General features: G+C 62.4%; 15 protein-coding genes and 1 pseudogene. 11 read left to right on the top strand and 5 right to left on the bottom strand.

What is annotated here, in order from left to right; genetic code table 11:
- Positions 1-529: 529 nt before the first annotated feature.
- Both gyrA and I41_RS00530 read left to right on the top strand, forming a co-directional pair.
- Positions 530-3292, top strand: a complete 2763-nt coding sequence (gene gyrA / locus I41_RS00535) for a DNA gyrase subunit A (protein WP_391524822.1) — start codon at positions 530-532, stop codon at positions 3290-3292.
- Between the two features lie 304 nt (positions 3293-3596).
- Positions 3597-5057, top strand: a complete 1461-nt coding sequence (locus I41_RS00530; protein WP_145429948.1) for a hypothetical protein — start codon at positions 3597-3599, stop codon at positions 5055-5057.
- Between the two features lie 12 nt (positions 5058-5069).
- Here I41_RS00530 and I41_RS00525 read toward each other — a convergent pair whose 3' ends face one another.
- Together I41_RS00525 and larC are read right to left on the bottom strand one after the other, a co-directional pair.
- On the bottom strand, positions 5070-5249 hold the full coding sequence (locus I41_RS00525) for a hypothetical protein (RefSeq protein WP_145429946.1): 180 nt from the start codon (positions 5247-5249) through the stop codon (positions 5070-5072).
- A gap of 54 nt (positions 5250-5303) precedes the next feature.
- Complete coding sequence (larC, locus tag I41_RS00520) at positions 5304-6482, bottom strand: nickel pincer cofactor biosynthesis protein LarC (protein WP_145429944.1); 1179 nt, start codon at positions 6480-6482, stop codon at positions 5304-5306.
- Between the two features lie 356 nt (positions 6483-6838).
- On the opposite strand from larC, the gene I41_RS00515 reads away from it, so the two are divergent.
- From I41_RS00515 to smpB, 6 genes and pseudogenes are all read left to right on the top strand, one after another.
- Positions 6839-7858, top strand: a complete 1020-nt coding sequence (locus tag I41_RS00515; RefSeq protein WP_145429942.1) for a response regulator — start codon at positions 6839-6841, stop codon at positions 7856-7858.
- A gap of 180 nt (positions 7859-8038) precedes the next feature.
- Positions 8039-8398 (top strand): nucleotide pyrophosphohydrolase, encoded by a 360-nt coding sequence (locus I41_RS00510; protein ID WP_145429940.1) that lies wholly within the window; start codon positions 8039-8041, stop codon positions 8396-8398.
- Positions 8391-9584, top strand: a complete 1194-nt coding sequence (locus I41_RS00505; RefSeq protein ID WP_145429938.1) for an ATP-grasp domain-containing protein — start codon at positions 8391-8393, stop codon at positions 9582-9584. Before I41_RS00510 ends, I41_RS00505 begins: the two co-directional genes overlap by 8 nt.
- Positions 9585-9587: 3 nt before the next feature.
- Positions 9588-9959: a metallophosphoesterase family protein gene (locus tag I41_RS00500; RefSeq protein ID WP_246133767.1), complete on the top strand. Its 372-nt coding sequence runs from the start codon at positions 9588-9590 to the stop codon at positions 9957-9959.
- 579 nt (positions 9960-10538) lie between these two features.
- Positions 10539-10889, top strand: coding sequence for a hypothetical protein (locus I41_RS00495; RefSeq protein WP_145429936.1), 351 nt, complete (start codon positions 10539-10541; stop codon positions 10887-10889).
- A gap of 428 nt (positions 10890-11317) precedes the next feature.
- Positions 11318-11770, top strand: a pseudogene (gene smpB / locus I41_RS00490) (SsrA-binding protein SmpB); the annotation flags it as partial.
- A gap of 114 nt (positions 11771-11884) precedes the next feature.
- Here the strand turns inward: smpB and I41_RS00485 are convergent.
- The gene (locus tag I41_RS00485) at positions 11885-13141 is read right to left on the bottom strand and encodes a beta-ketoacyl-[acyl-carrier-protein] synthase family protein (RefSeq protein ID WP_145429932.1); all 1257 of its coding nucleotides are present in this window, start codon (positions 13139-13141) and stop codon (positions 11885-11887) included.
- A gap of 323 nt (positions 13142-13464) precedes the next feature.
- Here I41_RS00485 and I41_RS00480 point away from each other — a divergent pair, with 323 nt between their 5' ends.
- Positions 13465-14649, top strand: a complete 1185-nt coding sequence (locus I41_RS00480) for a fatty acid desaturase family protein (RefSeq protein WP_246133766.1) — start codon at positions 13465-13467, stop codon at positions 14647-14649.
- Positions 14650-14758: 109 nt separating this feature from the next.
- Here I41_RS00480 and I41_RS00475 read toward each other — a convergent pair whose 3' ends face one another.
- Positions 14759-15991, bottom strand: coding sequence for an MFS transporter (locus I41_RS00475; protein WP_145429928.1), 1233 nt, complete (start codon positions 15989-15991; stop codon positions 14759-14761).
- A 636-nt stretch (positions 15992-16627) separates the two neighbouring features.
- On the opposite strand from I41_RS00475, the gene I41_RS00470 reads away from it, so the two are divergent.
- Together I41_RS00470 and I41_RS00465 are read left to right on the top strand one after the other, a co-directional pair.
- Positions 16628-17407, top strand: coding sequence for an ABC transporter ATP-binding protein (locus tag I41_RS00470; RefSeq protein WP_145429926.1), 780 nt, complete (start codon positions 16628-16630; stop codon positions 17405-17407).
- Positions 17404-18627: a hypothetical protein gene (locus I41_RS00465; RefSeq protein ID WP_145429924.1), complete on the top strand. Its 1224-nt coding sequence runs from the start codon at positions 17404-17406 to the stop codon at positions 18625-18627. The genes I41_RS00470 and I41_RS00465 overlap by 4 nt, the downstream gene beginning before the upstream one ends.
- 189 nt (positions 18628-18816) lie before the next feature.
- On the opposite strand, the gene I41_RS00460 is transcribed toward I41_RS00465, so the two are convergent.
- Positions 18817-20337 (bottom strand): C2 family cysteine protease, encoded by a 1521-nt coding sequence (locus tag I41_RS00460; RefSeq protein ID WP_145429922.1) that lies wholly within the window; start codon positions 20335-20337, stop codon positions 18817-18819.
- Positions 20338-20502 lie beyond the last annotated feature (165 nt).

The following is a 20502-nucleotide window of genomic DNA, read 5'->3' as shown; positions in this document are numbered from 1 at the left end:
CGCACGCTGAGGGGGACGAATTTTGCATATTGTTAGTGGGGCCCCCCGTCGGCGCACGCAAAAGCAAAACTCCCTTGCCCGAGGGATGGAAAAGAATCGCCTGTTGACTCCGCGGCAAACCGCTACGCAACAGAGAACGCCAACCGCAAATCGCCTGCCGCAAACTCAACGACAGACGCATTGCTCCAGCGTGCCAACGAAACCAGTTGGCGCCCATGGCGCCCTTCGCTAACTAGCGAAAGCAGAAGCTATTCAACTCAACGATCGCCAGGATTCGGAACCGCCATTCCCTTGGCGAACCTTGGCGTACTTGGGGGTTGCCTTTGCACTCCTGCACCCCAACAGCCGGCCAGAATTTTACGCCAAAACGAACCCCCTTTTGTCAACCCAAAACCGCGTTCGACCAAGGTCTTAGGAGCGCCCCGCAGAGCTATAAACCACGGCCCAAATTTGCTAAAATAGATGGTTCTCGCAGGCCCTCCCGACAACCAGGGGGAGCCCGCCCGACCCAACGAAGAAGGATCACAGCGTGTCGACCGATAATCCCGATGGACCTGACGCTCCGAAGTTCCCCGGCGTTCCGAACGGCTTCAACGATCAAGAACAAAACATCGCCGCCCGTCTGATCGACATGCCGATCGAGGACGAGCTGAAGGAGAGCTATCTCACCTACGCGATGAGCGTCATCGTCAGCCGCGCGCTTCCCGACGTCCGCGACGGTCTGAAGCCCTCGCAGCGCCGCATTCTGGTCGCCATGAACGACCTGAACCTCACCCCCGGCGCCGCCCGCGTGAAGTGCGCGAAGATCTCCGGCGACACCAGCGGTAACTATCACCCCCACGGCGAATCGGTCATTTACCCCACGCTCGTCCGCATGGCCCAAGAGTGGAACATGCGGCACATCCTCATCGACAAGCAGGGCAACTTCGGCAGCATCGCCGGCCTCCCGCCCGCGGCCATGCGGTACACCGAAGCCCGCATGTCGGCCTTCGCGGCGCTGATGCTCGACGATCTGAAGCTCGACACCGTCGACTTCGTCCCGACCTACGACGAGCGGCATCAGGAACCAACCGTCCTGCCGTCGAAGTTCCCGAACCTGCTGGTCAACGGCTCCGGCGGCATCGCGGTCGGCATGGCCACCAGCATCCCGCCCCACAACCTCGCGGAGGTCTGCCACGGCCTGATCGCGCTGATCGACAACCCGGCCACGACCGTCGGCGAGTTGATGGAACATATCCAGGGCCCCGACTTCCCCACCGGCGGCATCATCTGCGGCCGCACCGGCATCCGCCGCGGCTATATGACCGGCCGCAGCACCGTCGTCGTCCGGGCCCGCACCACGATCGACGACAGCGGCAAGAAGTCTCGCATTCTCGTCCACGAGATCCCGTACCAGCAATCACGCGACGCGGTGATCCTAAAAATCGCCGCCCTCAGCAACGACGGCAAGATCCCCGGCATCGCCGACGTCCGCGACGAGAGCGACCTGAAGGAACCGGTCCGGATCATCATCGAACTGAAGCGCGACGCCGATCCCGACGTCGTGCTCAACCAGCTCTACAAATTCTCGCCGCTGCAGGACACGATTTCGATCATCCTGCTGGCCCTGGTCGACGGCAAACCGCGGATTCTCACGCTCAAGGAGATGCTCGAGGAGTTCCTGCGGCATCGGATCACCGTCATCCGACGGCGGACGCAATTCCAGCTCGCTCGCGCTCGCAAGCGCAAGCACACGGTCCAGGGCTTGCTGCTGGCCCACGCGAATATCGACGAAGTGATCCGCGTCATCCGCTCGTCGAAGACGCAGCCCGAGGCGAAAGAACGCCTCATGCAGATCATGACGCCCGGGGCGATGCTCAAGCGGGCCCTCGGCGACGAGGGGTACGCGCAGTTCCAAGTCGAACGGGGCGTGGCCGAAGAGTACGCGCTCACCCCGGTCCAAGCCGACGCCATCTTGCGGATGACGCTCGGACAGTTGGTGAATCTCGAGCAGGAGAAGCTCGCCGACGAGCACGCGGAGCTGCTGGCCGAAATCATCGACCTCAGCGGCATCCTCGCCAGCCCGGCCCGCATCAACGGCATCATCCGCGACGATTGCGAGATGCTGATCAAGCGGGCCGACGCCCGCCGCACCGAAATCAGCGGCGAAGAGATCGGCGAGGTCGACCTGGAAGACCTCATCGAAGAAGAAACGATGGTCGTCTCGATCAGCCACCAAGGCTACATCAAGCGGACTCCGGCGAGCACCTACCGCGCCCAGCGCCGCGGCGGCAAGGGAATCAAGGGCGCCAAGACCGACGAGGACGATCCGGTCGAGCACCTCTTCGTCACCAGCACGCACGATTACCTGCTCTTCTTCACAAACCTCGGCAAGTGCTACTGGCAAAAGGTCTACAACCTGCCGGCCCTCTCTCGCGAGAGCAAAGGTCGCGCGGTCGTGAACCTGCTCAACCTCGCCGAGGGTGAAAAGATCGCCGACTGCCGCGCGATCCGCGACTTCGATCTCCCCGACCATTGCCTGATGATGGCGACGCGTAAGGGACTCGTGAAAAAGACGCTGCTCAAGGCGTACGGCCGGCCCATGAAGACGGGCATCATCGCCATCAAGCTGAAAGAGGGCGACGAATTGGTGGACGTGGTGGTCACCAAGCCTGGCGACGAGATCATCCTCGCCACCTCGCAAGGGATGGCGATCCGCTTCAGCGAAGCCGACGCGAGACCCATGGGTCGCAACTCTAGCGGCGTGAAGGGGATCAGCCTCGGCAAAAACGACTCGCTCGTCGGCATGGTCGTCGCCGACCCCGACGCGACGCTGCTGACCGCCTGCCTCAACGGCTACGGCAAGCGGACCCCCTTCGGCCCCAACGCCGCCCCCGGCGAGATCGAACCCCTACCCGACGACGCGGGCGAAGGAGCCGCACCGTCTGCTGAGGCTCCAGCATCCAGCAACCAGCAACCAGCATCCGACGAAGCCGAAGGCGAATCCTCCTCGGGCTTCCGCTACCGCACCCAGAACCGCGGCGGCAAGGGGCTTCGCGACATCAAGACGACCGACCGCAACGGCCCCGTGGTAAGCATCGTCCGCGTCGACGACACGGAAGAGCTGCTGATGATGACCGCCCGCGGCAAGATCCAGCGCATTAAGGTGAGCGACCTCAACATCATCGGCCGCAACACCCAGGGGGTGCGCATCATGTCCCTCGACGAAGCCGACACCCTCGCTGCGGTGGTTCGCGTCCCACAGGAAGAAGGCGGTGGTGAAGAACCCGCCGAAGCGACCGAAGAAACCTAAGCCCGCGCTCGGACTCACCACCTCAAAACCATCCATTTAGCCGCGGGGCTCGCCCCGCGCCGAATCCTCGCGTAACTAGCATAAAGGGATCCACTCAACTCCCGTCGTCGCAGATGGAACCGCCATGCGCAACAAATGCCTCCGCCGCGTCTTCTTGGTTGCTTCCTTCACCACCGTTCTAACGATTGGCGTGGCTCCCGCACCCATGGCCGCTGCTGAAGCGACGGTCGAACTCAGCAAAGAGACGACATTCATCACGAGCCCACTCGCGGACGACGGCCTACCCAACTACGCACAGGCGATCATGGATCGCCAGTCAGCAGGGGTCACCCACGAGAACAATGGCGCCGTCAACTTCTGGCAGGCGATGGGGCCAGTCGGGGTGAACGACGAAGATTTCAAGCTGATCTGCGATGCTTTGGACGTCGATCCGCAGTCGTGCCTGTCGCGCTATGACGGTCCCCGCACGGATGCTTTCAAACAGCGCCTTACTGATTGGCTAAAAACAAAGGACACTTCGCTTAGTAGTGCGAGCGCGGCCATATTGTCTCAACAAATCGTCGTCGCCATTTCAGAAGGAAGGCTCTCAGCCTCGAACGTAACGCCTGCGGTTGCCTGGCTGAAAGCGAATGAAGAGCGACTTGATTCTCTCGTTGAATGCTCCATGCGACCGCGATTCTACAGTCCCACTCCGACATTCCTCAAGGACCGATCGAGTGAGGTTTCCCGCGCCCAACTCCAAGATGCCGAGCAACTTCGCAGCGCCGCTGCCGCACTAGCCATGCGAGCGAATTGGCGGCTCTCGAGCAACGATCCGGCAGGAGCATGGCGCGACACGCTCGCGGTATGGCGCCTCGGAAGTCACGCAAGTCGCGGATGGACAATCGTTAACTCGTTGGTGGGCATCGCTATCCGCAATCATGCCGGGCTCGCAACGCTGGCAATCATTCAATCTCCCAACGTCCCCGTCTCGGTTCTAAAGCAAATTCAAGGCGACCTGTCGACAATTGACCAATCGGTCGATCTCACCGAAGCGATTAGCTTCGGTGAACGCTGCTTGGCACTTGACATGACGCTCCGACTCTTTTGGGAGCGACCAGGGGGACTTAACGTTGAAGACGCCGATGCTCTTAACAAGATCGCAAGTCTCACTTTTGATGAGGCAATTGCGCTCGGCGCCATTAATCAATGGTGCGACCGACTTGCTGCTGCTGCCAATGAAATTAATTGTCAACCTCGATTGAGCATCAGGAAAAAACTCATCGATGAATTGTCTAGGTTAGCAACGATAACGATGAATATCCCCGATCTGCAACAACGTTCGCAGGCGGTTGGAAATGCGCTGGCGTACTATTCGATTGGACTTTTGAACGCTGCCTTCAAGGCTCATGGTCGCGATGAAGTTCGATTCCGAATATTACGCGTCGCCGTCGAACTGGCGATTCATCGATCTCAAGCAGCAGAATATCCAATGACGCTCGACGAGCTTGCGATCAACGATTCCACGCTACTTGACGATCCCTACTCCGACGGCCGGCTCGTCTACCACCGCAACAAGGAGGGCTACATCCTCTACAGCCTCTTCGAGAACGGCGTCGATGACGGCGGCAGCGATGCCTTTCATCCGATCGTAGAAGGGGAGTGGATCGCGCCGGACGATGATCCATACTTCCGCGATGTAGACAAGTCCGACCTCGTCATCCGTCTCCCTCTTCCGGCATTTGAGCCACTCTCGCCGAAGGACGTAGCCGACGTCTCGCATTGATATTTCGAGTTGTCACACGACGGCAATCTTCTGCAATCGAGATTCCAGGAGGCTCGTCAACTGGCGATTGACCGACGCGAATTCCTCAAACCTGGCGACTCGGCGGCGCAACTCCGCGAGCAGTTCGCCTGGCAACGGGGCAGGGCGTTTCGGTTTGGGCGTTTCGCGAATGATTTCGTGGATACCGGCCATTGAACTTCCTTATCGGGCGCCTGCAGCGGGCGGGGGCAGGCTGAAGGTGGGAAACTAACTGGCGGCGAACGCTTGCCTAGCGGCTTGCTGGACCGTCTCGAGCGGCAGGGACTTTGCGGCGGCAAGCTTCGCGCATGCGTCGTATTCGGGCGAGAACCGTTCGCTGCCGTCGGGTAGCGTCGACACGACACCGGCCACGGCGCCGTATTTGGTTTCGACCGAAACGCTGCGCCGCGGCAGCGTCATTCGCTCGAGCGTCGACCGTCGCAACCCCAGCGCCGTCGTCTCGCGAAACACGATCGCGGCGAGCGGCTCGGCATCAGCCGGCCGACACTGCACCGCCAGCAGCACCCCAGGCCGATTCTTCTTCATCGCCAGCGGCGTCGTCGCGACATCGAGAGCGCCGGCCCGCCACAGCAACTCGGTCGCGTGCCCAATCGCTTCGCCGGTCGCGTCGTCGAGGTTCGTTTCAAGCAGCACAATCGTGTCACTTGTCGCAGCTGCGGCAGTGCGATCAGCGGCAGTCTCGCCGACTAGCAGCCGCAATAGATTTGGATGCTGAAAATCCTTCTGCCCTGCGCCGTAACCGATCCGCTGGACGGTCATCGCCGGCAAGGGGCCGAACTCATCGACCAGCGCCGCCACGATGGCCGCTCCCGTCGGCGTCGTCAGTTCTCCCTCAGCCGCGAAGTCGGCCAGCGGCACGCCGCGGAGCAACTCGCCGGTCGCCGGGGCTGGGATCGAACAGCGACCGTGGGCAATCTGCACAAAGCCGGTTCCCGTCGGCACTGGCGAGCAAACAATACGCTCGACGCCGAGCAGGTCCCACGCAATCGCGCTGCCGACAATGTCTGCAATCGAATCGACGGCGCCCACTTCGTGGAAGTGAACCTTCTGGATTGTCGTGCCGTGGACCTTCGCCTCGGCCTCGGCCAGCTTGCCGAAAATGCGAAGCGCCAGTTCCCGCTGCCGCTCGGTCAGCACGCTGCCGGCGATCATCGCTTCAATGTGATGGAGGTGGCGATGCTTGTGTTCTGGCTCATGCTCGACGGTGAGCTGCGTCGCGCGAAAGCCGCACTTCTTCGTCTCCTGGACGACGAGCCGGCAGCTGGGGAGCCCGAGCGAGTCGATGCCGGCCTGAACCGTTGCGAGCTCAACGCCGGCGTCGACGAGGGCGCCCAGCGTCATGTCGCCGCTGATGCCGCTGGCGCAGTCGAGGTAAGCGATTCGCATCGTCATCGATTCCAAAGCTACCCGTCGCGCAGAAGCGACGGAGACAGACGTTCAATGCTAAACGGCGCTAATCCACGCTCATTAGGATTAATGGCGTTTAGCGGATATTAGCGTTCGGCTTCTTTTCTTCTTCCTGATGCACTCCTAAGCGCAGCCGTCGAGCCACTTCCCTTGACAGCACTGCTGGCGCCGCATCGTCGCGAATCGCCTCGATCTTCTATCGTCGCACCCAGCAGCTTCATTGTAGGAAAGCTGCGCGGGGACGGAAATCATCGCAAACGGGGCGACATTGAGTTGGATTCGACGTTTCGCTACGCTTCCCGCCCCCTTAATCCTCCGCTTCGAGCCGCAGCGCCATGGCCCAAGCAGTTGCCAGCTTCGATCGTCGCACGAGTCTTCACGCGGCAGCGCTCCCTGCGCGACTCAACGTGCTGTTCGTCGCCAGCGACCCCGGCGCGGCGATCTGGCTCGCCGAAGCGTTTGCCGCCGACGGAGCCACGCAAATGGTCGTGGAGGAAGCGATGGGCCTCGCCGCGGGCCTCACGCGGCTTCGCGACAAACTGTTCGACGCGATCCTGATCGCTCACGAGGCGGAGAAGCTTGACGCGCTCGACTTCGCCACGGCCCTGCGCGCGGCGGGCCACGACGAGCCGCTGATCATCCTGGGCGCCGAACCGCCGGCCGCCCTCGACGCCCTCTGCCGCGAAGCGGGGGCCAACGATTACTGCTGCCTAGCCGAGACGACGGTTCGGGGACTTCTCTGGAAGTTTGAGCGAGCCATCGAGCGATTTACGCTCGCCCGTGATAACCGTCGCCTCTTGCAGGCCGAGCGGCAACGACTGCAACGCGAACGCCACGAGGCGGAGCGATTGCTCGAACAGCAACGGGCGCTGATCGACGACCTGGCCGAGCTGAGCGATGGCCGGCGGCCGCCAACCGTTTCCCTCACGCTCTCCGCCCACGCTCCGGACGACGGAGAGATTGCCGACGCAGGCGGGATCGATCTGCTGGCCTATGGGGCGATGGCGAGTGAAACCGCTCCATCGCCGGACCTCGTCGCCCACTACCGCGACTTGCTCCGGGCCTACGTCATGATGGGCGCCGGCAACCTTTCGGTCGAGATGGCCGCGCTCGCTGCGTCCCTGGCCGAGGCCGACGTCTCGGCCCGACGGACGATGCAGTTGCATCTCCAAGTTCTTGAGGAATTAGTTCAGGGACTCGGCAGTCGCAGTGCCCGGCATGTCATGAACCGAGCCGATCTGCTCGCCTTGGAAGTGATGAGCCACTTGGCAGACGGCTACCGGCAGCGCTATCATGAGCGCCGCCATCCGCCCCAACAGCGGTTGCTGCCGGGGTTCGATTGGACGGCTGCCTAACAAATACATTTCACCGCAGAGGGCGCAGAGAGCACAGGGGGAGTTGCCGAACAATCCACCTAAACCATGCAGCTAAAGAGAAATGGGCTGCCACATTCCGAACCGAATGGTGATAGTTGGCATCACTTTTTTCTCTGTGATCTCTGCGTCCTCTGCGGTTAAGGAACTAAATCTGTACTTATGAGCGACTCCGCGACGACCGTTGAAGAACTTCGCCAGATCATCCGGCAATTCGTCGAGGAACGCGATTGGCGTCAGTTCCACGCTCCCAAGAACGTCGCGATGGCGCTCGCCGTCGAAGCCGCCGAGCTGATGGAGCATTTCCAATGGCTCGACGTCGAAGAATCGCGACGGCTTCCTGAAAATCCTGAAAAGCTCGCGGCGATTGGCGAGGAACTTGCAGACGTCATCGGCTACTCGATGGCGCTCGCCAACGAGTTGGGGATCGACGTCTCTGACGCCATCCGCAAGAAGATGGTCAAAAACCGCCTCAAATATCCGGCCGACGAATTCCGCGGCCGCTATCGTCGAGATGGCTGAATCGTTCCGACTGAAAAGGCTCGCCATGGTGGGCGCGAGCGTGCGCGCAGCGGCATTTTCGGCGCTGCGAGCAGGCTATGACGTGGTTACGGCTGACCTGTTCGCGGACGCTGATTTGCGGGCCCATTGCGACGCGACTCGAATTGAAGCGGGTTATCCCGAAGCGCTCGCCGATTGGCTCGCGGCTACGGAGTGCGACGGCTGGCTGTTCACCGGCGCGCTGGAGAATCATCACGAGTTGATCAACGCCATGGCGAAGCTGCGCCCGCTGGTCGGCTGCAGCGCCGGCGCGATTCGCGCCACGCGCAATCCGTTGTTGCTGCAGCCCGTGATTCAAGCCGCCGGACTCGCCTTCCCCGAAACGATCGAAGCGGGCGACAAGTTGCCGCTCGATCGCTCGTGGCTTTGCAAGACCTATCGCAGCGCCAACGGCTCCGGAGTTTGGTTGCTTGACGGCGTCGAAGCTCGCGAACGCGCGACCGAAGCGGGCGCTTACTTCCAGCGATTCGTCGGCGGCACGTCGGCTGCCGCCGTCTATCTCTGTTCGCGACAAGGGTCGACCCTGTTGGGCATAACGCACCAACTCGTGGGCGACGCCGTCGCCGGGGCCAAGCCATGGCACTACGCTGGCTCGGTTGGTCCGCTGCGCATCAGCGACGCGGTGGCGGCCCAATTGGCGAAGCTCGGGGAACTGCTGAGCGAACGCTTCAAGCTCACGGGCATCGTCGGCGTCGATCTGGTCATCGAACGCGACAAGGCGTGGATCATTGAAATCAATCCTCGTTATTCGGCGTCGGCCGAGGTCGTCGAACGGGTGATCGGCGTCAACGTGGTCGACGCCCATGTGAAGGCGTGCGCGAACGAGCCGATCGAGTTGCCCGCCAGCGTGCGTCCAGGCCGCAGCGGCGGGAAGGGCGAGGAGGCGGCGACGCGGACTCATGGCAAACTGATTCTTTATGCCAAGCGCGATGCCCTCGTTGACGAAGAATTTCATGCGTGGGCGATGAGCCACTCCTCGCTTGATCCCGAGGCCTGCCGCTTGGCCGACATTCCTGCGCTCGGCGAGTTGATCTCTGCGGGGCATCCAATCCTCACCGCCTTCGCAGCGGCCCCAGCGACGAAATACGACAGTGAGCTCAAACGACTCGTTCAACAGGTTAACGCCAGACTTTACGGCGAGGAATGAAAGATGCGACTCGGCGTCGTCAGTGATTCGCATGGGCACGTCGATCACGTCCGCCCCGCGATTCGCATGCTGGAAAGCTTGCAGGTCGAACGAGTTCTCCACTGCGGCGACATCGGCTCAGCGGCCGTCGTCGAACTGTTCGCCTCCTGGCCGACTGATTTCGTCTTCGGCAACTGCGACGATCGCCGCGACGAGCTCGCGGCCGCCATCGAAGCGGCGGGGCAGGTCAGTCACGGAGCCTTCGGAGAGCTCGACGTCGCCGGTCGGCGCATTGCGCTAATTCACAGCGATGATCGTCGCCGCTTCCAGCAGACGATCCATTCGGGCGCGTACCACCTCGTCTGCTATGGCCATACCCATGTCGCGGCGATCTAGCGCATCGGCGATACGGTTATCCTCAATCCAGGGGCGCTGTACCGCGCCAATCCTCATTCGATAGCCGTGGTCGACGTGCCGTCGCTAGAGGCGACGATTGTGCCGCTGTGAGACGCTCGCGTTGATGAGCAGCAAGCTAGCCGGAGGGCCACCGCCCTCCGGGTGGCGGCTCGTTGGACGGCGCCGCCCGGACCGCGTGGCGGTCCGGCTAGGTCTCATTTCCCATCGGCACGATTCCGCTGCCTTGCGCGACGCGACGCTGCATTTGTGCCAACGCCGACAGCAGGTTTTCAGCACGATGCTTCCGCATTAGGCAGCCTCGCCAACGCCAGCATCCCGCCCTGCTTTCACCCCGCAACCGCGAAAAACTCCGGAATTTGCCGTTCTACTCGGATCAACCTTGCGTGATTTCCGTTGTTTTTTGTACAGGGGCATGCCGTTTGCATCCCAAAGTTGGCCGAAGATTGTGGTAGCGGACGCGCCGGCCCGAGCGGCCGGACTGGACTGCTAAATAACACGGAAGTTGCCACCCATCTTCTTGGCAAGGTCGAAATCGCCGCTCGCGGAGCCTTCGCTCCCGTGAGCGCGAAGTTCGATCGGGCCAAGTCGGAGAATCCGATGAACCTTCCCGACAAAAATGAGATGCGTCATGCCTACGCAGTTCTTCAATTTGAGGAAGCCGAAGCTTTGATCTGGGACCTGCTCGACGAAACTCTGGACGAAGCCGGCGTTGCCCGGCTTTCGAAGTTACTCGAGGAAGATGCCGCGCTGCGCAGCCGCTTTGTGGAATGCGTTCAGCTCCATGTTGATTTACACGAACATTTCGGACAGCAGACGCTCGGGGGCAAACAGCCAAGCTCCGGCGAGACGGTGCTGTCGGATTTGCCGGGCTTGGCGGGTCTTCCCGGATTTCCCACGGTTATCCAGTAACTCGACCGACCCGGCGAAACACAATGGAAACAGTGAGTTAGCCGACGACGCCGCGCCCCCAGTGGCCAACAGCGGCGTCGGCTAACCACGCAGGTCACGGTGGAAACCCCGTCGCAATCTGGGGCTCGCAACGTTTCCCACGCCTCCCTCCCGCGGCCCCAGATTGCGTTTCTTCGCCGCACTTTGACCGCACCGCGGGACTTGCGTGGGCTGCCTGGGCCGTTCTTGCCCGTTTCCTTCGCCGCCCTCGCCAGCTATTCTGCGGGAACGCCGCTCATGGCTCGGCTGGGCCGCACCCCGGGGCGTGAACCTGCACTCCGGGCCAAGCCTCCGCATGGCGTTCGCGTTCCGCTTTCGCCTTTCCGCATTTACGAAGGACCCCTCCCACGGCTAAGAAGCCCCCCAGTAAGGCGGCTAAGGGCGATGACCCTAACGAAAAGCTCATCGCCAACAATCGCAAGGCCCGCCACAACTACGAAGTCGTCGACACGCTCGAGTGCGGCATCATGCTCGTTGGCAGCGAGGTGAAGTCGCTGCGCGCCGGGCTGGTCTCCATTGAGGAGGCCTACGGCCGCGTCGAGGAGGGAGAGGTCTGGCTCGTCGCCGCCGACATCCAGGAATACAAGAACGCCAACGCCTGGAACCACGAACCCAAACGCCGCCGCAAGCTGTTGCTCCACCGCCGCGAGATTCTGAAGTTTGCCAATCAGGCGTACGAGAAGAACTTCACCCTGGTGCCGCTGAAGATGTACTTCAAGGAGGGACGAGCGAAGGTCCTCCTGGGCATCTGCCGCGGCAAGAAGAACTACGACAAGCGCGAGTCGATCAAGAAGGGCGATATGCAGCGCGACATCGATCGCGCGATGCGCCGCGGGCGGTAAGGGGCCATACGCCCCATTCAGCCCCGGGCTCCGCCCGGCGGTCGGCCACCACACCAGTCGGCCCAGTCCGTAACGCGCTGCCCGCCTGCGGAGCGGGAGGCTGAAAGCGGTGCGCTACTCGGCCTCGATCAGCAACGACACGGCTTGCCCCGTCGTGCGGTGATTGAGCAGCATGGCCAGCGGCGACTTCGCCGCGGCCATCTCGGCGACCACGTTGACCGGGCACTTCGGATCAGGCGTCTCGTAGTTGAGCGTCGGGGCGACTCGCCCTCGCAACAGCCCGAGGAGGTTGATCGCCATTTCCACGGCCCCGCAGGCGGCGCCGACGTTGCCGATGAAACTCTTCGGCGCCGTGACCGCAACGTCGCCCAGGGTGCGGCGAATCGCTTCCGCTTCGATCCGGTCATCGAGCTCGGTGCTCAAGCCATGGGCGCTCACGTGCCCGACGGCCCCGGCTTTTACGCCGGCCGCAGCTAGCGCCGCCTCGATCGCCTGGCCAATGCTTTGGCCTGTCGGCCGGTAGGATGCCGTGGCCGATTCGTACCGCCGACCGTAACCGGCGATTCGCGCCAACGGCTTCGCCCCGCGGGCCAGAGCATGTTCGCGCGTTTCCAGGACGAACATCGCCGCCCCTTCGCCCCCGACCATGCCGTCGCGATCGGCGTCGAACGGTCGGCACGCTCGCTCCGGTTCGTCGACGCGGTGCGACAATCTGGCGCCGGCGTGCCAAATGAGGTCCATCCACCCAATCGACGAACTGGCCCCGCCAGCCAGCATGACGTCGGCATGACCGCGAGCGACGACGTCGGCCGCTTCAATCAGCGCGAGCAATCCTGACACGTCGCCCGCGACGATCGAGTTGCTCGGGCCGCGAGCGTCGTGGGCGATGCTCACATGGGCGGGGGCCATGTTCGGCAGGTACTTTAGCAACCAGAGGGGAAAGACCTCGCGGAGGCCAGTGTTCCCCCACCGGTTGAAGTCGAAGACGCCGTCGCCCGAGTCGCTGGCATGGCAGGCGGCCGCCAGTTCAGGCATTTCTGGGCAGAACATATTCGACCCGCTGGTCACTCCCAGCCGGTCGGGGTCGACGTTGGCGCCGTCGAGACCCGCGTCCGCCCACGCCATTTCGGACGCGGTAAACCCGAGTTGCGTTTCGCGCGACATCACCTTGAGCGACTTTCGCGGCTTGACGAACTCCTTCGCATCGAAGTCCGCCACATCGGCGGCGATGGGGATGGGGAGGTTCGCTGCGACGAGTTCGGGCACGGCGCGAACGCCGCTCGTGCGGCTTTCGACGGAAGCCCAAACAGCGTCTGCGCCGACGCCGATCGGGCAGACGATCCCCAGTCCGGTGACGACGACTTCAGGCACGTTGAGATCGCGTGGAAGGGGACGAACGGGTAGGCCAAAATGGCGGGCCCTGGCATCCTGGGGCAGGAAACTTGCCAGTTTAACCAGCCCTCAGAGCGGTCACAAGCAGCACGTCGTCCCACCATCCCTCGCGTCATGCTGACTATCGAGAAACGAAGGCCTGTAGCAATTGGCGAAACTTTTCGCCTGGAAAGCTTGGCGGACCTTACCACGGAGGGAATCGGAAGCGAAGGGAAGGCTCCCGACTGTCCGATGGACTCTCTAGTTTTGGCGCCCTGCCGCGGGGCCGCGGCGCCCGTGACATGCGTGAGCGGGGTGGGAACGTGTCGCACATCAAGATTTCGCCCTCCAGCCGGGCTCCACACGACGGGCTGGGAGGGTTTTCGTTGTCCGAGGCGCGGACCATCGTCGGACAATACTTCCGACCAAATCCCTGGATTTACTGGACTGACTTCCTGGCGAGTTGGTCCCTGGGCGTCCTGTGCTTCGCCCTTACCTCGCGTCCGCAGCTGTTGGCGTCCAACTCCTTGTGGCACAGCGACGTCATGACGGCGAGCACTGGCTGGCACTGGCCGGCGACGATCGCCTTGTTCGTCGCGTCGTCGCTGCTTTACTACCGTTGTTCGCTGTTCATTCACGAGTTGGTCCACATCCGCGCGGACGAGTTCAAAGCGTTTCGCTTCGTCTGGAACATGCTCTGCGGGATTCCTTTCCTGATCCCTTCGTTCGTTTACTACACCCACCTCGATCATCATCGGCGCAAACACTACGGCACCCATGAGGACGGGGAATACGTCGCGCTCTCGAATATGCCCGCGCGGATCATCCTGCTCTACATGGCGCAGGTGCTGGTGCTGCCGATCCTCGCCGTCGTCCGCTGGGGTTTGCTGACGCCGATGACCTGGTTCAGTCCGCGGTTGCGGAACTGGGTGCTTCGGCACATGTCGTCGATGATCATGGACCCGCGCTACATCCGCCCGCTGCCGACGAAGAAGGCGCTGCGCATCATTCGCATGCAGGAAGTCCTTTGCTTTCTGTTCATCTGCGGCATCGTCGCGCGGATGACCATGAACTACGGACTGCTTTTCAAGGAACCACTCTCGCCCTGGATCTTGCTGCAGATCTACCTGACGGGCGTCTTTATCGTCATGCTGAACAACCTCCGCACGCTGGGAGCCCATCGCTGGACTAGCAACGGCGGCGAGATGAACTTCATCGAGCAGATGCTCGACTCGATCAACTATCCCCATCATCCGTTGACCGCGGGCCTGTGGGCCCCCATCGGACTGCGGTTCCACGCGCTGCATCATATCTTTCCGACGATGCCGTACCACGCGATGGCCAAGGCTCACCGCCGGCTGATGGCGGAGCTGCCCGCCGACTCGCCGTACCGCCAGACGGAAGCAAAATCGCTGCCCGCCGAGATCATCGCCCTGTGGCGGCGAGCCAAGGCGAGCGAGCAGTCCTCCGCAAGCGAGCCTGCCGCGATCACCCGCCGCAGCGCGTAGCGGAAGCGCCGCGCCAACGGGGTCGGGGGCCTTTTGCCACTGGGGAGTTGACGCTGGGTTGACGCCGTCCAGTGGCAAAAGGCCCCGATCCCTTCACGGCCAACCGCCGTCATGCGTGCTTCTCCAGCTTCGGCAAAAACGCCGCAATGATCCCCATCAGCGGCAGGTACGCGCACATCTGGAAGACGTGTTCCAGGCTCGTGCGATCGGCCCACTGTCCCAGCACGGCCGCGGCGATCGCGCTGATCCCAAATGCAAAGCCGAAGAACAGCCCCGCGACGGCGCCGACGCGCCCTGGCAACAACTCCTGAGCGAACACCAGGATCGCCGAGAACGCCGACGCCAGGATCGCCCCGATGAAGACGGTCAGCACGATCGTCCCCACGAGCCCCGCATGGGGCAGGGCGAGCGCGAACGGCGCGACGCCGAGAATGGAGAACCAGATCACCACCTTCCGCCCGAAGCGGTCGCCCAGCGGTCCGCCGGCAAACGTCCCGACCGCCACCGCGAACAGGAATGCGAAGGAACAAAGCTGCGACTGCTGCTTCGTCACGCCGAATTTCGCTTCCATGTAGAGGGCGTAGTAGCTGGTGAAGCTTACGAGGTAGATGTACTTCGAGAGGACGAGCGCGACCAGCACGCCGATCGCGGCGAAGACTTGCCGCGACGACAGGGTCGGGTGCCGCCGCGGCCTGGAAACGATCCCCTTCGCCGCGCGTGTGGCGAGCTTGCCGTGGTACCATGCGCCTACCTTGGCGAGGACGATGATCCCCGCGAGCGCAATCAGCGCAAACCAGGCGATGTAGCCCTGGCCGTAAGGGAAGATGATCGCCGCCGCCAAGAGCGGCCCCAGCGACGTCCCAAAGTTGCCGCCGACTTGGAACAGCGACTGCGCGAACCCGTGCCGCCCGCCGGCCGCCATGTGGGCCATGCGCGATGCTTCGGGGTGAAAGATGCTCGACCCCGTGCCAATCAGCGCGGCCGACGCCATCAGCGTCCAGAGCGATCGCGCCTGCGAGAAGAAGAGCAACCCGATGAGCGTCATCCCCATACCAATCGCCAGCGAATAGGGCTTCGGCCGGCGATCGGTATAAATGCCGACGACCGGTTGCAGCAACGAAGCGGTCAGTTGGAAGGCAAAGGTAATGAGCCCGATGTCGCCGTAGCTGAGCTTCAGCGAGTCGCGGAGGAGCGGATAGGTCGCGGGGATCAACGACTGAATAATGTCGTTGAGCATGTGCGCCACGCTAATCGCCGCGAGCACCTTGAGCGCCGTCTGCTCGACCGCGGGGGTCGACTGCGGAGACTCGCTGGGAACGGCGGACGCGGCGGGACTGCTCATGCGGAGGCTCGAATTGCAGAAAATCGCGACCCGGAACAGGCCGCGGGCGGGACCTCAAATCTTACGGCAAGAAAGACCTGCCGCCTATGCGAATGGTTCGCCGCCGCCCGCCAGGCGAAGCCCGATTTCGGCAAGCAGTGGCCGATGAAGAATCTGCAATCTTCCGAATTGCTTTTGGCCGCCTGACTTGCTATACATGAACTCATGTACACTTACTGACGGGCTGCCGCAGTTTTGATTTGTGGGAGGCGTCTCCGACGCCGATTACGCGCCTCCGGCGAAACGACGTTGCCCCTAACCAACGCCATTCGATCGATCCCTCGGATGCACCGACCATCATCTGACGCGAACCACAAGTGATCTCTTTCTGTCGCCGCGACAACAAAAACGACAAAATGCCGGCAACGTCGAAACGCAATGCTCACCTACATAACGACTTAGAAGCCATGAATTCTGTCGCCAAAAATCACATCGCGACAGCAGGCGACACAAAATAGGCGTGTTCCATGAAGCCAATGCGAAAGCAGACCGGTTTTCGACAAGTCGCCGTCGCAACCAACGAATAGGCTATCGGCGCTCGACACGGCGCTCCGGCGGGTCGTTGACCCGCGGCTACTAAACCCCTGGGGGCATCGCTTGATACGCGTTGTCAATCTGACGCAACATTACGGCGTCCGCCCCGTGCTGAAGAACGTTTCGTTGGAAATTCCAACGGGCGAGCTCGTCACCATTCTCGGCCCGAACGGCATGGGCAAGAGTACGTTGCTGGCGGCGATGGCCGGCCTCCTCGCGCCGCAGGAGGGATACGTCGAATTCGACGGCGTGCGGCGACGCTCTTCGCCGGCAGGCGAACTCGCGATTCGTCGCCAAGTTGCCTACCTACCCGACGCGCCGTGGCTGCCGCTGACCCGGACCGGTCGCGAATTCCTGATGGCGGTCGGCGGGCTGTACGATCGTAAGCCGTCGCACCGGATGCAGCATGCCGAACGGCTTTTGAAGTTGTTCAATTTGACCGAGCAGGCGGACTGGGCAATGCGCAGTTACTCGGCCGGCCAGCAGAAGAAAATTGCCCTCTGCGGTACGCTTATCACCGAAGCGCCCTACCTGCTCCTCGACGAACCCTTTTCCGGCGGGCTCGATCCGGCCGGCATTCTCGCGCTCAAGCGAGTTCTCGAACGGCTCGCCGCGTGCGACAAACGGACCGTCGTGATGACGACGCCGGTGCCGGAACTGATCGAAACGTTCTCCGAACGGATCGTGATCATCAAGGATGGCCAAGTCGCCGCGAACGACACCGTCGTTGGGCTGAAGGCGGCGGCAGGGGTCGACGGGCCGCTGGAACTGGCGCTGGAGAAGCTGATGTATCCGGAGACGCTGGAGAACATCGAAAGCTACTTCACGGAGGAGGGGCTGTGATCAAACGAATTGCAGAATGGTTGACAGCGACGTTGCCTCCGAACTTTCTGAAGCTCGTTCTCGTGGGCGCCATTTTTTTCTGGGGGTTGGAGCGGAGTTTCTACACGCTACTGCAACTTGAGATCGGCCAACTGCCGGATGATTTCCAGCAAGTGAGTGGTCCACGGGTGTGGCTCCTCTGCTGCTTAGTCGGCTGGGCCACGTGGCGCGCTTACATGATCAACCCGATCTACCAATCGAGATTCAGGGCTTGGCTAGAGACGACGCCCTGGAATCCCGGCGGGCAGTTGCCCTTTGGCCGTATCGAGTTGGCGTCGCAAGACGCCGTATGTCTGTCGGCAGCGATGATCGCGTTCTGGCACTGGCCTGGCTCATTGTGGGTGCCGCTCGCGTTCCTGTTACCGTTCATCGCGATTCTCACCTTTGCGAACAGCGTGAAGAAGCAATATGTGGCGGCCGGCACGGCCGTCGGATTGCTCACGATGCTCCCCGTACTGGCCCTGGCAATGCAACCGCTGCTGGCTCTCGCCTGCGTCTGCGCAGCGGCCGCGGCGAGTGAGTGGGGTTGGCGCAGCACGCTGCGAGACTACCCATGGGAGCTTGTGCCAACGTCGAAGTTCCAGATCGACGTCACCAAGCAGCAGGAAGCCGACGGTTCATGCGCGTGGTGGCCGCTGGTCCATCCTTGGCGCGGTACGCAGATCGCACCGCTACTCAACGGGCGGGAGACACTACTGCTGGCCGGTTTTTGCGGTTGGTTGGCGGTCAACGCGACGATGACCATCAACTCGATGGAAGAGCACGACGCCGTTATGCAAAATCGCCCTGTAGCCGATGTGGTGCATCGGGCGTTGCCGCTCGTCGCTGGAGGCGTCGGCCTGATCGCCGCTTTGATAAGGCTCTATAGCTACGCCATTTGGTGCGCGTGGCCGATCAGTCTGCACGGCCGCATTAAAACCGGCCGCTTTTTCATCCCCGGCTACGATCGAGTCTTCATCGCTCCGCTCATGACGCTAGCGGCAGGGCTAATCATCCCAAGAGTGCTACTGCTCTTGGGCGCGCCGACTGCGGCGACGGCCTTTGTCACGATGTTCGTCATCGTCCTAGCTGCCGCCGGAATGAGGCCGACGCTGGCGACGTGGAGCCTCACGGGCGAGTACCGGTTGATGCTGCATACGCCAGTGGACAAGCGTCGCACGCGGCAAGTCGCGACGAATTGAGATACGTTCTTCCTGGAGGAACGCTGAAAGCATTCCAACTTTCAGCCCGGGGTTGATCGCACCTGCGATCTACCCCCGGGGCACGAGCCCGCAAAAATTCACAGCCCTGAAAGGATAGCAGCATGTACCTCAGAGCACTCAGACCATTGGCGAAAGCGCTCCGGCCGGTCGTTGACCCGCGGCTACTCGCTACGCCGTGCGATCAAAGTAGCTAAAGCTCCCTTGAATCTGCGCCCAAGTCATTGTCACCCTAGCGTAGTTGGCGCCCCACGGGTTGAACAGCGTGATCGTTTGCGCCGTCGCGTTGTACCCGACCACCGCGTAGGCGTGGCCGCCGACCACGGCGCTGGAGGCGGGCGCGCTCTTGGATGCGAACTCGATCATCTTTCCTTGGTTGTACGCCGTGACGAAGACGCTGAAGTTCGCCTGCGCGCTCGTCGCCGCGAAGGCTACCGTCGACTGGCCGGTGATGTGGCCGAGCGCCGCGTAGCAGTAGCCGCCGGAGATCGCGGCGTAGGAGTTTTGGCCCGAGCCGGGGAGGCCGGCGCGTTGCCAACCCATCTCGTTGAGTTGGACGTACGCCTTCTCCGCGAGCATCGTCCACAGCTCGTTGCCGGCGTTGGCGATCGACGCCCCCATGCCGGCGTAGATCACCTGGTTATACGCATTCGTCGGCAGGTAGGCGTCGACGGTGACGTACGCGGTCTGCCCGCCGTTGTAGAACTTCACCGTGTAGGTGCCGTCGCCGTTGACGACGAACATGTTGTTGATGATTCCCGGATTCTTCAGCGCGGTCTCGGCAAGCGACGCCATGAAGTAGCAGTCGCCGACCGAGCCTTGCTTGATGTCTTCGTAACTGGCGCCGTTGACGAACAGCTGCCCGGCCACCTGCTTGTAGGTCCCCGCGGCGACGGGGCGATCGTTCCCCAGGAACCACTTGCCGATCAGTTTTTCCAGCTGGGCGGCGCTGGAACCGGCGGCGAGGTTGCCGAGCGTCCCGCCAAGATACTTCGCATTGGCTGCGTTAGCCGAGACGATGTAGCTGGTGAGTTTGCCGACGTAATCGAGCGTACCGAAAAGTTTCGCGTTGGCGGCAATGGCGCGAAGGTCGGTCAGTTCGGTCTGATCGACGACGCTGCCGTCTTCGGCGCTGCGGAAGAGGGCGATCGCATCGTTGCGGTCGATGATCCCGTCGTTGAAGAGCGACGCGCCGAGGCTCTTCAACGCAGCGTCGCGGACGTTGGCTTCGAACCAATTGGCGGGCTTCGGCGGCGCGGGGACGGGAATCGCTTGGCCGTTGACGGTTGCCACGCCAGCCGTGGTGAGGCGAAACGACTGGTTGCTGAAGAGGACGTAGCGGCCGTCGGCCAATTTCACCCGTTCCGATCCGGCGCCGGCGTTGACGGTGAAATCCTCGGCCAGCGCCTGATTGCCGCCGTTGGCGATGCTATTGAGCGAGACGACGTCGTCGCCGGCGAGACTGTTAACGACGATCGACTTCACGTCGCCCGCCGCCCAACTGCCGGCGATGCCGGCGACCGAGATGCGGTTGCTCGTTTGCAGGAAATTGATCTGATCGTTGCCGGCGGTGCCGGTAACGGTGAGCACGCCGGCATTGAAGCTGGCGGTGACGGCGGCCGCCATCACTTCGCGGCGTTCGAGCGATTCAAATTGCAGAGAGCGCGGACGCGCTGCGGGTAGAGTCTTCACGATGGTTTGGCATCCACGATGAGTAGGCCAGTGCGCGGTCAAACGCACAGAGCACGGCGAACAAGGATGAGTCGTCGCGGAGAGGAGCCGGGCCGCGACGTCGACGAGGCGGGAACGAAGGAGGGATCGCTGGACCTTAAAAAGCTATGTCAGAGAAGTAGCTTC

It is taken from the genome of Lacipirellula limnantheis (assembly GCF_007746075.1).
GTDB classification, from domain to species: domain Bacteria; phylum Planctomycetota; class Planctomycetia; order Pirellulales; family Lacipirellulaceae; genus Lacipirellula; species Lacipirellula limnantheis.
The sequence above is the reverse complement of the archived record's forward strand: the minus strand, read 5'-3'. Positions and strand labels throughout refer to the sequence as shown.